Here is a 14,516-nt window from a genome sequence, read left to right on the forward strand (position 1 = left end):
ACCCGCACACTCAGTGGTGTGCGGGTCCTTGGTTTAGGACTTAGGCCCTAGATCCTTCAAGTGTTATTACTTGATGATCTTGGTGACGCGGCCAGCGCCAACGGTGCGGGAGCCTTCGCGGATAGCGAAGCGCAGGCCTTCGTCCATTGCGACAGGCTGGATCAGCTCAACGCGCATGTCTACGTTGTCACCAGGCATGACCATCTCGGTGCCCTCTGGGAGGTGCACAACGCCGGTCACGTCGGTGGTGCGGAAGTAGAACTGTGGACGGTAGTTGTCGAAGAATGGGGTGTGGCGGCCACCCTCGTCCTTGGACAGGACGTAGACAGAGCCCTCGAACTCAGAGTGAGGGGTGTAAGCGCCTGGCTTGATGATAACCTGGCCACGCTCGACATCCTCACGGCCGATGCCGCGGAGCAGCAGACCACAGTTGTCGCCAGCTTCGGTGTAGTCCAGCATCTTGCGGAACATCTCGATACCGGTGACGGTGGTCTTCTGGGACTTGTCCTTGATACCGATGATCTCAACTTCTTCGTTGACGTTGAGACGGCCACGCTCGACACGGCCGGTAACAACGGTACCGCGACCGGTAATGGTGAAGATGTCCTCGATAGGCATCAGGAATGGGTGGTCGATGTCGCGAACTGGGTCTGGGATGGAGTTGTCGCAAGCTTCCATCAGTTCGACGATGGAGTCAACCCACTTCTGCTCGCCGTTCAGGGCGCCCAGAGCGGAGATGTGAACGATAGGAGCTTCCTCATCGTAGTCCTGCTCTGCGAGCAGTTCACGGATTTCCATCTCGACGAGCTCGATGATTTCTTCGTCGTCGACCATGTCGCACTTGTTCAGTGCAACGAGGATGTAAGGAACGCCGACCTGACGAGCAAGCAGAACGTGCTCACGGGTCTGAGGCATTGGGCCGTCGGTTGCAGCAACAACAAGAATAGCGCCGTCCATCTGTGCAGCACCGGTGATCATGTTCTTGATGTAGTCAGCGTGACCTGGAGCGTCGACGTGTGCGTAGTGACGCTTAGGGGTGTTGTACTCGACGTGGGAGATGTTAATGGTAATACCACGTTCCTTCTCCTCCGGCGCCTTGTCAATAGCGTCGTAAGCGAAGGACTCGTTCTCGTCCGGGTACTGGTCAGCCAACACCTTGGTGATAGCTGCGGTGGTGGTGGTCTTACCGTGGTCAACGTGACCGATGGTACCAATGTTTACGTGCGGTTTATTACGCTCGAACTTCGCCTTTGCCACTGTATGTCCTCCTGGACTTCGTGGTGGCTACGACTTTCGCAGCCACGAGATTTACATGTACAAACTGGCCATGTTTCGACCAGATCTGCACTTACAATGTGCCAGTTACACAATACTAGGTTTTAGTCACGGCTTTTTCAAGCCATGAAAGCCTTTCGGCCGTGACACTCGAACCCAAGTACTTCGGGTCGTCGTAACGGCCACGTCAACCTAACACCCTGGGGTGATATGTTCACGAGGCCGCTACGGCGGCCCACGAGTAAAACGAGGTTTACTGGCGCCTCATTTTACTCGCTGATTCGGTGAAGTACCGAATTAGGCGTTGCCGTTACGCTCGTCGATGATCTCCTGAGCAACGTTGGATGGAACCTCTGCGTAGGAGTCGAAGACCATGGAGTAGTTTGCACGACCCTGGGTCTTGGAACGCAGGTCACCAACGTAGCCGAACATCTGGGACAGCGGCACCTTGGCCTTGACCAGCTTCGCACCAGCGCGGTCCTCCATGGAGGAAACCTGGCCACGACGGGAGTTAACGTCGCCGATAACTTCGCCCATGTACTCTTCCGGAGTGGTGATCTCGACTGCCATCAGTGGCTCAAGCAGAACTGGCTTAGCCTTTGCAACGCCAGCCTTGAGTGCCTGGGAGCCTGCAATCTTGAAGGCCATTTCGGAGGAGTCAACGTCGTGGTACTGGCCGTCTTCAAGGGTTGCCTTGATGTTGACCAGTGGGAAGCCAGCAAGGTAGCCGTACTGCATTGCGTCCTGAATACCTGCGTCGACAGATGGGATGTATTCCTTTGGAATACGGCCACCGGTGACGGCATTCTCGAACTTGTAGGTTGCGGACTCGCCCTCTTCCAGGGTCTCAACCTCTGGGTTGTAAGGCTCGAAGGAGACGATGACCTTTGCGAACTGACCGGAGCCACCAGTCTGCTTCTTGTGGGTGTATTCCACGGAAGGAACAGCCTTGCGGATGGTCTCGCGGTATGCAACCTGCGGTGCACCAACGTTTGCCTCAACCTTGAACTCGCGCTTCATGCGGTCAACGAGGACGTCAAGGTGCAGCTCGCCCATGCCACCGATGATGGTCTGGCCGGATTCTGCGTCAAGCTCAACGGTGAAGGTTGGGTCTTCTTCAGAAAGCTTCTGAATTGCGACGCCGAGCTTCTCCTGGTCGGACTTGGTCTTAGGCTCAACGGAAACCTTGATAACTGGATCCGGGAAGTCCATAGACTCAAGGATGATTGGGTCGTTAGCATCACACAGGGTGTCACCGGTGGTGGTGTCCTTCAGACCGATAACTGCGTAGATGTTACCAGCGTGTGCAACGTCAATCGGGTTTTCCTTGTTGGCGTGCATCTGGAAGATCTTGCCGATACGTTCCTTCTTCTCCTTGGTTGCGTTAGCAACGGAGTCACCTGGAGTCATGGTGCCGGAGTAGATACGAACGTAGGTCAGCTTACCGAAGAATGGGTGAACTGCGATCTTGAACGCAAGTGCAGCCAGTGGGGACTCGTCGGAAGGCTTACGGGTGAGTTCCTCATCTGGGTGGTTTGGCTTGTGGCCGTGAACCTCGCCGATGTCCAGCGGGTTAGGCAGGAAGTCAACGACTGCGTCGAGGAGGGGCTGAACACCCTTGTTGCGGTATGCGGTGCCGCAGTAAACCGGGTAGATCTCCGAGTTGACAACCATCTTGCGGATGCCTGCCTTGAGTTCTTCGATGGTCAGTTCTTCGCCACCGAAGTACTTCTCCATGAGCTCTTCGTCAGACTCAGCAACGGTTTCAACAAGCTTCTCGCGGTATTCGTTTGCCTTGTCGACGAGGTCCGCAGGGATCTCTTCGACGGTGGCCTCGGTACCAACCTCAACCTTGCCGCGCCAGGTCAGAGCCTTCATTTCGAGCAGGTCGACAACGCCGTCGAAGTCGTCCTCTGCACCGATTGGAAGCTGCATGACCAGTGGGCGTGCACCCAGGCGGTCTTCGATGGTGCCGACGGTGTAGTAGAAATCTGCACCGAGCTTGTCCATCTTGTTGACGAAGCAGATACGTGGAACGTCGTACTTCGCAGCCTGACGCCACACCTGCTCGGACTGTGGCTCAACGCCTTCCTTGCCGTCGAAAACAGCAACTGCACCGTCGAGCACGCGCAGGGAACGCTCGACCTCAACGGTGAAGTCGACGTGGCCTGGGGTGTCGATGATGTTGATCTGGTTGCCGTTCCAGAAACAGGTGACTGCAGCGGAGGTAATGGTAATACCGCGCTCCTGCTCCTGCTCCATCCAGTCGGTGGTTGCGCCACCGTCGTGGGTCTCGCCGACCTTACGGTTAATGCCGGTGTAGAACAGGATACGTTCTGTGGTCGTTGTCTTACCGGCATCGATGTGGGCCATGATGCCGATGTTGCGGACCTTGTGGAGGTCCTTAAGCACGTCTTGTGCCACTTTTGTTACCCCAACTTCGAATAGTCGTGATGCCAGGGATGGCATCGGGTGTGTTCATTGTTGTGCCAGCGTAGAGCAACCACGCTTTATCCCATGGTGCACCGGCTGCCGAGTATCGGCAACTGGTGGGAGCTAATTTTACTCCCATGAGAGCACTTAGCCCACCTGCAATTCGGCGATATCCGGTTGTGCGGTGGGCTGCGCTGCGAATTACCAGCGGTAGTGTGCGAATGCGCGGTTGGCTTCTGCCATCTTGTGCATGTCTTCGCGACGCTTCACAGATGCACCGAGACCGTTGGACGCATCCAGGATCTCGTTAGCCAGACGCTCAATCATGGTGTTCTCACGACGAGCGCGGGAGAATGTGACCAACCAGCGCAGTGCCAGGGTGTTGGAGCGGTTCGGACGAACCTCAACTGGAACCTGGTAGGTTGCGCCACCGACGCGGCGGGAACGAACCTCGAGGTCTGGGCGGATGTTGCCCAGAGCCTTGTCGAGGGTACCTACTGGGTCGGTACCGGTCTTCTCACGGCACTTTTCGAGGGCCGCGTAGACGATACGCTGCGCGGTGGACTTCTTGCCGTCCTGCAGGATCTTGTTTACCAGCTGGGTGACCAGCTCGGAGTCGTATACTGGGTCCTTGATAATAGGACGCTGAGGAGCACGTGACTTACGCATGTATTACTTCTCCTTCTTTGCGCCGTAGCGGGAACGAGCCTGCTTACGATCCTTAACACCCTGGGTATCCAGTGCGCCACGGACAATCTTGTAACGAACACCTGGGAGGTCCTTCACACGACCACCACGCACAAGCACCATGGAGTGCTCCTGGAGGTTGTGGCCCTCACCTGGGATGTATGCGGAAACCTCAATGCCGGAGGTAAGGCGCACACGAGCGACCTTACGGAGAGCAGAGTTAGGCTTCTTAGGAGTGGTGGTGTACACGCGGGTGCACACGCCACGACGCTGAGGGGAACCCTTCAGCGCAGCGGTTGCCACCTTGGTGGACTTATCGTGGCGGCCCTTACGGACCAGCTGCTGAATAGTTGGCATGACCTTCCTTAAAGGTTGGTTATCGTTTCATTCCCGTATGATCCAAACAGTGCCCACACATGCAAAAATAGAGGCTCTTCTTCGGGGCCCTACCGATGATGTCCAGGCACCGCGGAAGCGGTGTCAGACTCCCACCGCAAAAACGGGGGAACTCCGCGCAACTCTACGCGAAGTTCCCCTAATACGCAAATTTGTTTAGATGATGCCAAAGCCTTTAACGAAGATCCACACAAAAACCACCGCTACAACACCCACGATGACCTTGGCTAACCAGTGGCCATAATTCACCATGGACGTTGCTTCGCGCTCATTACCGATCGTGACACGGAAGTCCTCGTTATCCACGTAGAACATCTCCCATTTGAATTTCTTCGGATCATAGCTTTTCGGCTTATGGAAGGAATCCGCTTTACGACGTGCCTGCACCCGGCCCTTCGCATACCAGTAAAAGATGACCGCCAGCGCGATCAGCCACAGGGTGAGATACCACCACGATGACCCGATGAAAAGCGCGGGAACCATGAGCGCCTCAAACCATACGACAAGGACTATGACGAGCGTTCCGGAGAGCTTAGCGAGCTCGTCGTGAAGCACTGCACGGCGCTTGACCTCACTTGCAAGCAGGCGTGGTTTGAACTTGTCGTCGCCGTCAAAATCTTGGCCTTGAAGCAGCGTGGCGGCCAGCATGATGAGCCATATGAGGGCGGGAATGTAGCCCGTGGCTAGCGAAATACCCGTGGTATTAGCTGGGAATTCCACAAAGTAAGCGTCCCACGGATCCAGAATCTTGTCCCGGTTGAACAGTGAACCGAAAGCACATACCAAGATGATGCCCGCTGCGATGACGAACTGCGGGACGGGACGATAGCGCGCTACTTTCTCAGCCATGCCCGGTACTTTACCGGCTATTGGGATGACCTGTTACTTCACCTCCCTCTCCCCCGGTGGCGGCAACGGCAAAGGCCGGGCTCCACAGTATGTGGAACCCGGCCCTAGGCGCTCGACGGGATTAGAGGCCGAGCTCGTCCAGTGGGACGGATGCGCCGGTGTACTCGCCGAAGTCGTCACCGTAAATGGAGTCGGTGTACGTCGGGATGGAGTACGCGGCGGTGCGTGCCGCTTCGGTCGGGGTGACCGTGATGTTGCGGTAGCGCGAGATACCGGTACCGGCCGGGATCAGCTTACCGATGATCACGTTCTCCTTGAGACCGATCAGCTTGTCCGAACGCTTGTTAATCGCAGCGTCGGTGAGCACGCGGGTGGTCTCCTGGAACGATGCGGCCGACAGCCAGGACTCGGTTGCCAAGGAGGCCTTCGTGATACCCATGATCTCACTACGCAGCTCTGCCGGCTGGCCACCAGCTGCGATTGCTTCCGCGTTCGCAGCCTTCGCCTCGGAGAGATCTACGAGGGTACCTGGCAGGAAGTCCGTGGAACCGGACTCGATGACGGTACCGCGACGCAGCATCTGACGGATGATGATCTCGATGTGCTTGTCGTGGATGGCCACACCCTGGGTACGGTACACAGCCTGAACCTCGTCGATGAGGTGCTGTTCCACACCACGACGGCCGAGGACCTCGAGTACGTCGTGCGGATCGGCAGCGCCACGCAGCAGGCGGTCGCCCACCTCGACGTGGTCGCCGTCGCGCAGCGAACGCTCGATCATGGCCTGCGGGTTGGATTCCATCGGGCGACGGACCTGGGCCAGGCCCTGGCGGCGCGACAGTTTCTCGTAGACCACGTTGTCGGAGCCGTCGTCAGGCGTAATCGTCAACGTGTAGAAGTTGCCTTCTTCTTCCAGGTGGATCGTACCTGCGACGGAAGCAATCGGGGCGCAGTTCTTGGGAACGCGGGCCTCGAACAGCTCCTGGACACGTGGCAGACCACCGGTAATGTCGCCACCGACACCACCCTGGTGGAACGTACGCATGGTCAGCTGGGTACCAGGCTCACCAATCGACTGTGCAGCGACGATGCCGACAGCCTCTCCGATGTCAACCTGGTGGCCGGAGGCCATGGACTTGCCGTAGCACTTAGCGCAGACGCCGGTTGGGGTCTGGCAGGTCATCACGGAGCGGACCTTGATCTGCTCGATACCGGCATCGATGAGCTTCTGGATCGCAGCATCGGTGAGGTCGGAACCACCCTCGAGGACAACATTGCCCTCGGAGTCCTTGGCATCGGCTGCGAGAACACGGCCTGCCACAGAGGTCTCGATGAGCTCGTGACCACGGTAGCCGGTGACGTTGCCCGCAGCATCCTGAATTGCTTCCGCAACTGGGACGCGGATGCCCTGACGGGTACCACAGTCTTCTTCGCGGACGATGACGTCCTGCGCGACGTCAACAAGACGACGGGTCAGGTAACCGGAGTCAGCCGTACGCAGTGCGGTATCGGCCAGACCCTTACGGGAACCGTGCGAGTTGTTGAAGTACTCCAGAACCGAGAGGCCTTCGCGGAAGGAGGTGTTGATCGGACGGGTGATGTATTCACCACGCGAGTTCACGACCATGCCCTTCATACCGGCCAGGGTCCAAATCTGACGCATGTTACCGGCAGCACCGGACTTCACGATCATCGGAATTGGGTTGTCGTCTGGGTACAGCTTCTCGACGGCCTCGCCAACCTCGTCGGTCGCGGTCTTCCACAGCTCCACGAGACGGTCGTAACGCTCACGCTCGGTCAGCGCACCCTGCTGCCAGTACTTACGCTCAATCTGGCGAGCATCTGCCTCGTAGCGCTCCAAGATTTCTTCCTTGTTTGGAAGAACCAGAACGTCAGACATTGCGATGGTCACACCGGAACGCGTAGCCCAGTAGAAGCCGGCATCCTTCATCTTGTCCATCGTCTGCGCAACGGTGATCATCGGGTACTTGGCTGCGAGGTCGTTGATGACGTCGCCAAGCATGATGGTGTCACCGCCACCCTTACGGGCCATAACGCCCTCAAGGTATGGGTAGTCCCATGGAAGCAGCTCGTTGAACATGACGCGCCCCAAGGTGGTGTGCGCCATCCAGGTCTGGCCCTTTTCCCAACCGTCGGGGAACTGCTCAGCCTCGATGTCAGCTGGCGGGCGCAGGTGGCTGATGCGCACGTGGATCGGAGCCTGTAGGCCCAGAACGCCACGGTCGCGGGCCATGATGGCCTCAGCCATGGAGCTGTACACACCGGTTGCTGGGTGCTCGTCGGTTGCCTCGGAGTATGCGCCCTGGCCGCCGAACTCGTCCTCACCCTTAGCCATGGTCAGGTAGTAAAGACCGGTGACCATGTCCAGACGTGGCATAGCCAGTGGCTTACCGGATGCTGGGGAAAGAATGTTGTTCGATGCCAGCATCAGGATGCGGGCCTCAGCCTGAGCCTCGGCGGACAGCGGCAGGTGGACTGCCATCTGGTCGCCGTCGAAGTCAGCGTTGAACGCCTCACAGGCCAGTGGGTGCAGCTGGATAGCCTTGCCCTCGACCAGCTTCGGTTCGAACGCCTGAATACCCAGGCGGTGCAGCGTAGGTGCACGGTTCAGCATCACAGGGTGCTCGGAAATAGCCTCTTCGAGGACGTCCCACACCTCTGGACGCTGGCGTTCCACCATGCGCTTTGCGCTCTTGATGTTCTGTGCGTAATCGTGCTCCACCAGACGCTTCATGACGAACGGCTTGAACAGCTCGAGCGCCATGAGCTTCGGCAGACCACACTCGTGCAGCTTGAGCTGCGGGCCGACGATAATAACCGAACGGCCAGAGTAGTCAACACGCTTACCCAGCAAGTTCTGGCGGAAGCGACCCTGCTTACCCTTAAGCAGATCAGACAGGGACTTCAGCGGACGGTTGCCCGGACCAGAAACCGGACGACCACGACGGCCGTTGTCGAACAGCGCGTCCACAGATTCCTGCAGCATGCGCTTCTCGTTGTTCACGATGATCTCTGGTGCGCCCAGTTCGATCATGCGCTTCAGACGATTGTTGCGGTTGATGACGCGGCGGTACAGGTCATTCAGGTCGGAGGTCGCGAAGCGGCCACCGTCGAGCTGGACCATGGGGCGCAGCTCTGGCGGGATAACCGGGATCGCGTCCAGGACCATACCGGCTGGGTCGTTGCCGGAACGCTGGAACGCGGCAACAACCTTCAGGCGCTTCAGGGCGCGCAGCTTGCGCTGGCCCTTGCCGTTGTTGATGATCTCGCGGAGTTCTTCAGCCTCAGCGTCGAGGTCGAAGTTGCGGATGAGGGTCTGGATGGCTTCTGCACCCATGCCGCCCTCGAAGTAGTCCTCGTAGCGGTCGATGAGCTCGTCGTAGATGGTCTCATCGATGATCATCTGCTTTGGAGCAAGCTTAATGAAGGTCTGCCAGATTTCCTCGAGGCGGTCGACTTCACGCTCAGCGCGCTCGCGGATGTGCTGCATTTCCTTTTCAGCGGCACGCTGGACCTTGCGACGAGCATCAGCTGCTGCGCCTTCAGCCTCGAGGGCTGCGAGGTCTTCTTCCAGCTTCTGGGCGCGCTCGTTGATCTCAACTTCTGCGTCCTGCTGGACTTCCTTCTTCTCCAGGAGCATTTCTGCTTCCAGAGTCGACTGGTCGTCGTGGCGTGCTTCTTCGTCGACGGACGTGATGATGTACGCCGCGAAGTAGATGATGCGCTCCAGGTCTTTTGGCGCCAGGTCAAGCAGGTAACCCAGGCGGGATGGAACACCCTTGAAGTACCAGATGTGGGTCACTGGTGCGGCGAGCTCGATATGGCCCATGCGCTCACGACGCACCTTGGACTTGGTCACCTCGACGCCACAGCGTTCACAGATGATGCCCTTGTAGCGGACGCGCTTGTACTTGCCGCACTGGCACTCCCAGTCGCGGGTAGGGCCGAAAATGCGCTCGCAGAACAGGCCGTCCTTCTCAGGCTTGAGGGTACGGTAGTTGATTGTCTCCGGCTTCTTGACCTCGCCCTTTGACCAACGGCGGATGTCTTCAGCGGTAGCCAGGCCAATGCGAAGCTCGTCGAAGAGGTTTACGTCAAACACGTAACTCCCTTTCCCCTCCCTTGTTGTACGGGAGGGCTAGTGATGGCGGTTGATTCTTACTTCTTGTACGTGGGATTCGCTTAGGCGATGTCGGCGTCGGAACGCTCATCACGGGACAGGTTGATGCCCAGTGAGGAACCTTCCATGTCGTCATCGTCGGAGCCGGAGAGTTCCATCGGCGTGCCGTCTGCGGAAAGGACTTCCACGTTAAGGCACAGCGACTGGAGTTCCTTGAGCAACACCTTGAAGGACTCAGGGATGCCTGGGTCTGGGATGTTGTCGCCCTTCACGATCGCTTCGTAGACCTTGACGCGGCCGACCACGTCGTCCGACTTGATGGTCAGGAGTTCCTGCAGGGTGTAGGCAGCGCCGTAAGCCTGCATTGCCCACACCTCCATCTCGCCGAAGCGCTGGCCACCGAACTGTGCCTTACCACCCAGTGGCTGCTGGGTAATCATGGAGTACGGGCCGGTGGAACGAGCGTGGATCTTCTCATCAACCAGGTGGTGCAGCTTGAGCATGTACATGTAGCCGACCGAGACTGGGTATGGGAACGGTTCGCCGGAGCGGCCGTCGAGAAGCATTGCCTTGCCGTCCTCGTCGACCATGACGTCGCCGTCGCGGTTCGGGCGGGAGGAGCGCAGGAGGCCTGCGATTTCTTCGTTGGTGGCGCCGTCGAAGACTGGGGTTGCGGTCAGCGAACCGGCTGGGACGCTGTGCAGTTCCTCTGGCAGGGTCTTGAGTAGTTCGGCGTTGCGCTCGTCGTTTTCGTCGAGCTGCCAACCTGCGGAAGCCAACCAACCAAGGTGGGTTTCCAGGACCTGGCCGATGTTCATACGACGTGGCACACCGTGGGTGTTCAGGATGATGTCCACTGGGGTGCCATCTTCCATGAACGGCATGTCCTCAGGAGGCAAGATCTTACCGACGACACCCTTGTTGCCGTGGCGACCGGCGAGCTTGTCGCCGTCCTGGATCTTGCGCTTCTGTGCGACGTAGACGCGGATCATCTCGTTGACACCAGCGGGCAGGTCGTCGTCATCATCGCGGGAGAAACGCTGGACGCCGATGACCTTGCCGGTCTCGCCGTGTGGAACCTTCAGGGAGGTGTCGCGAACTTCGCGGGCCTTCTCGCCGAAGATTGCGCGCAGGAGACGCTCTTCCGGGGTGAGCTCGGTTTCACCCTTCGGGGTGACCTTACCGACGAGGATGTCGCCGGCGCGGACGTCGGCACCGATGCGGACGATGCCGCGCTCGTCGAGGTCCGCGAGGACCTCGTCGCCAACGTTCGGGATTTCACGGGTGATTTCCTCGGCACCAAGCTTGGTGTCGCGGGCATCGATCTCGTGCTCTTCGATGTGGATGGAGGTCAGGATGTCCTCTTCCACGATCCGCTGGTTGAGGATGATTGCGTCCTCGTAGTTGTGGCCTTCCCACGGCATGAAGGCGACGAGCAGGTTACGGCCCAGCGCCATTTCGCCGTTGTGGGTGCCCGGACCGTCAGCGAGTGGCTGGCCGGCCTCGACCCGGTCGCCGGTGTTGACCAGCGGGGTCTGGTTGTAGCAGGTGCCCTGGTTGGTGCGCTCAAATTTACGCAGCAGGTAGGTGTCACGCTGACCGTTGTCATCCATGATGGTGATGTAGTCAGCGGACATGTCTTCGACGACGCCGGCCTTCTTGGAAATGACCAGGTCGCCAGCGTCGTATGCTGCGCGCTGCTCCATACCGGTGCCCACGTATGGGGATTCCGGACGCAGCAGTGGCACAGCCTGACGCTGCATGTTCGCACCCATGAGGGCACGGTTAGCGTCGTCGTGTTCGAGGAATGGAATCATTGCGGTTGCAACGGAAACCATCTGACGTGGGGAAACGTCCAGGTAGTCGACGCCCTGTGGGCCGGTGACCTGAATGTCGCCGTCCTTCACGCGGACCTCGATGCGCTCCTGGATGATGTCACCGTCAGCGTTGACCTCGGTGGTTGCCTCTGCAATCGCGTAGCGGTCTTCTTCATCCGCGGTCAGGTACTCGACAATGTCGGTGACGTGGCCGTTGTCTACCTTGCGGTATGGGGTCTCGATGAAGCCGAAGGAGTTCACGCGAGCGTAGGTGGACAGCGAACCGATCAGGCCAATGTTCGGGCCTTCAGGGGTCTCAATCGGGCACATGCGGCCGTAGTGCGATGGGTGCACGTCACGGACTTCGATGCCGGCGCGTTCACGGGACAGACCACCTGGGCCCAGTGCGGACAGACGACGCTTGTGCGTCAGGCCGGACAGGGAGTTGTTCTGGTCCATGAACTGGGACAGCTGGGAAGTACCGAAGAACTCGCGGATAGCTGCCGAAACTGGGCGGACGTTAATCAGCGAGGTCGGGGTGATGGACTCCGCGTCCTGCGTGGTCATGCGCTCACGAACGACGCGCTCCATGCGGGACAGGCCAACGCGGACCTGGTTCTGAATCAGTTCGCCAACGGTGCGCAGGCGACGGTTACCGAAGTGGTCAATGTCGTCAGTCTCGACCGGAATCTCAACGCCGTCTGGGGAGGTCATGGTGCGCTCACCAGCATGGAGACGAACCAAGTATTCCAGGGTGGTTGCGATGTCTTCTTCGGTCAGGGTCTGCAGGCCGTCGTGATCGCCACCGAGGCCCAGCTTGCGGTTGATCTTGTAACGACCAACGCGTGCCAGGTCGTAGCGCTTCGAGCTGAAGAAAGAGTTGTTCAGCAGCGACTGTGCGAGCTCGCGGGTGGGCTGCTCGCCTGGGCGCTGCTTGCGGTAGATCACCAGCAGAGCCTGGTCGGTGCTTTCCACACCGTCGGACTCGAGGGTGGACATCATGATTTCGGAGAAACCGAAGCGGTCCACGATCTGCTGGGTGGTCCAACCCAGGGCCTTGAGCAGCACGGTGACAGGCTGACGACGCTTACGGTCGATACGCACGCCGACGGTGTCACGCTTATCGACGTCAAACTCGAGCCACGCACCGCGCGAAGGGATAACCTTCACCGCGTGCAGCGGACGCTCGGTGGACTTGTCGATGGACTGGTCGAAGTAGACGCCTGGTGAGCGGACCAGCTGGGAGACAACGACACGCTCGGTGCCGTTCACAATGAAGGTGCCCTTTTCCGTCATCATCGGGAAGTCACCGATGAACACGGTCTGAGACTTGATCTCTTGGGTCTCATTGTTGATGAACTCTGCGGTCACATACAGTGGCGCCGAGTAGTTGATGTCCTTTTCCTTCGCCTCTTCGATGGTGTTCTTCACCGGCTCGAAACGGGGTTCAGACAAGGACAGGGACATGTTTCCGGAGTAGTCCTCAATCGGGGACAACTCTTCGAGGATCTCCTCAAGACCAGAAACTACGCGCGCGTCTTCGCCGCGGAGTTCCTGTTGTTCTGCACGCCACTCAGGCGCACCGATGAGCCACGAGAAAGAATCTCGTTGCACGTCAAGGAGACCCGGGATTTCGATTGGCTCCTGGTACTTAGCAAATGAGTACCGCTTTGGAGCACCGGGGATTTCAGCCACTGACTTGGTCTGGCGGGAGACTGCCAAGATGGGTCCTTCCAGCACCTCACGCGGTGAGCACGGACACCGTGGGCTGGGGCCGCCTCTACCGCTGGATAAATTTGAGCAATTAACCTGCTGTGGATACCCGCCCCTAGAATGCAGAAAACGACCTTGTCAAGTCCAACTTTTTATAATTGGACCTTCAAGGTTTCTACGCACGCTAGAGACGGATTCCAGCGCAACGTCGTAGCTTACTCTACTTTTCATCCTCACGCAAGGGCTCCATACCACTTTTGCGGTCACGCCCAAAACCGGAGAATACCCCCACCGCTCCGACCACGGCGATCAGTGCACCGAGCCCGAGAAGAATCCACGAAATGACGGTGACAGCGCCTCCGTGGCTCATATTTTCAGCGACCTCCGTCAGGCGCTGTTGTGAGTCTTCGGTAGTGCTACCGGCATACGCTAACACAGGTTCACGGAAAGTACCGTCACGCTCGCCGTAGTACTGCTCCACATCTTCGTTGATGTGGAGGACCAAACCGCTGTCTTTATCAATAAAGATCTCCCGCTCAGCGGAGTAGAACAGGTATCCCTGCTGGGGCGATCCATCATCTTGCGTCAGCATGGTGGTGTTGCCCAAGCCTGCGTACTTGGTTGCCACGTTGGTGGGCGCGATGTTTTGGGTGTACCGGTAGGTTTCCCGGCCTGCTACTTCAGCGACTCCCGCGAAGGTGACAGGTTCCGCGCTGCGCAGGTATGGGTCGAATAGTTGCGTCAGGTTGTCTGCTGCCCCGGCGGGGGTCATCCACCACGGGCCGTCGATAGGCACAGTGCGCGTTGGGGTGGCCAGGACTTCGCTGACCTCGGCGTGGTGGACTGCTTCGCCGGTTTCGCGGTCCATCGGATAGTTCCAGACGGTTGCTGTGATGAGGTTTTCGGGCTCCGGGCGGTCGGCGCGGTTGATGGTTTCGCCGAGGCGGACCATGACATTTTCTGTGCTCGAGGGTTCTTCGAGGGTGACGTGCCACTGCCGGGTGAGGTCTGTGGTTTCTTCGCCGACTTTCGCGTCCTTGGCGTGGATTGTCCAGGTCAGCCCTGTTGTGTCGAGTGGCAGCGTAGCGGCGGTGGGCAGCATGCGTGGTGCGAGGATGCCTGCCACAGCGAGCGCTACACCCAGGCCGAGCAACAGGGTTGAAAGGACGCGGGACTTCGGAAGCATGGGGGCTAGTCTACCGACT

At 58.7% G+C, this 14,516-nt stretch carries 8 protein-coding genes; all 8 read right to left on the minus strand.

Translation table 11 applies throughout. From position 1 onward, the window contains the following. Window positions 1-66: 66 nt before the first annotated feature. The 8 genes from tuf to pgfA all read right to left on the minus strand — a co-directional run bounded on the left by tuf (window position 67) and on the right by pgfA (window position 14,497). Window positions 67-1,257 (minus strand): elongation factor Tu, encoded by a 1,191-nt coding sequence (gene tuf / locus ATK06_RS01500; protein WP_048379947.1) that lies wholly within the window; start codon window positions 1,255-1,257, stop codon window positions 67-69. A 315-nt stretch (window positions 1,258-1,572) separates the two neighbouring features. Beyond that, window positions 1,573-3,699, minus strand: coding sequence for an elongation factor G (gene fusA / locus ATK06_RS01505; protein WP_098388715.1), 2,127 nt, complete (start codon window positions 3,697-3,699; stop codon window positions 1,573-1,575). 210 nt (window positions 3,700-3,909) lie between these two features. Next, the gene (gene rpsG / locus ATK06_RS01510; protein ID WP_048379950.1) at window positions 3,910-4,377 is read right to left on the minus strand and encodes a 30S ribosomal protein S7; all 468 of its coding nucleotides are present in this window, start codon (window positions 4,375-4,377) and stop codon (window positions 3,910-3,912) included. Between the two features lie 3 nt (window positions 4,378-4,380). Continuing rightward, window positions 4,381-4,752, minus strand: a complete 372-nt coding sequence (gene rpsL / locus ATK06_RS01515) for a 30S ribosomal protein S12 (protein WP_048379951.1) — start codon at window positions 4,750-4,752, stop codon at window positions 4,381-4,383. A gap of 195 nt (window positions 4,753-4,947) precedes the next feature. Further along, window positions 4,948-5,640, minus strand: a complete 693-nt coding sequence (locus ATK06_RS01520; protein ID WP_048379953.1) for a hypothetical protein — start codon at window positions 5,638-5,640, stop codon at window positions 4,948-4,950. Window positions 5,641-5,761: 121 nt separating this feature from the next. After that, window positions 5,762-9,763, minus strand: a complete 4,002-nt coding sequence (locus ATK06_RS01525) for a DNA-directed RNA polymerase subunit beta' (protein ID WP_098388716.1) — start codon at window positions 9,761-9,763, stop codon at window positions 5,762-5,764. Between the two features lie 80 nt (window positions 9,764-9,843). Next, window positions 9,844-13,338 carry a DNA-directed RNA polymerase subunit beta gene (gene rpoB / locus ATK06_RS01530; protein WP_098388717.1) on the minus strand — a complete coding sequence of 1,165 codons (3,495 nt, stop codon included), beginning with the start codon at window positions 13,336-13,338 and terminating at the stop codon, window positions 9,844-9,846. A gap of 193 nt (window positions 13,339-13,531) precedes the next feature. Then, the gene (gene pgfA, locus ATK06_RS01535; RefSeq protein WP_048379955.1) at window positions 13,532-14,497 is read right to left on the minus strand and encodes a cell envelope lipid trafficking protein PgfA; all 966 of its coding nucleotides are present in this window, start codon (window positions 14,495-14,497) and stop codon (window positions 13,532-13,534) included. Window positions 14,498-14,516 lie beyond the last annotated feature (19 nt).

Origin of the sequence: Corynebacterium renale (assembly GCF_002563965.1) — a bacterium.
GTDB lineage: Bacteria > Actinomycetota > Actinomycetes > Mycobacteriales > Mycobacteriaceae > Corynebacterium > Corynebacterium renale.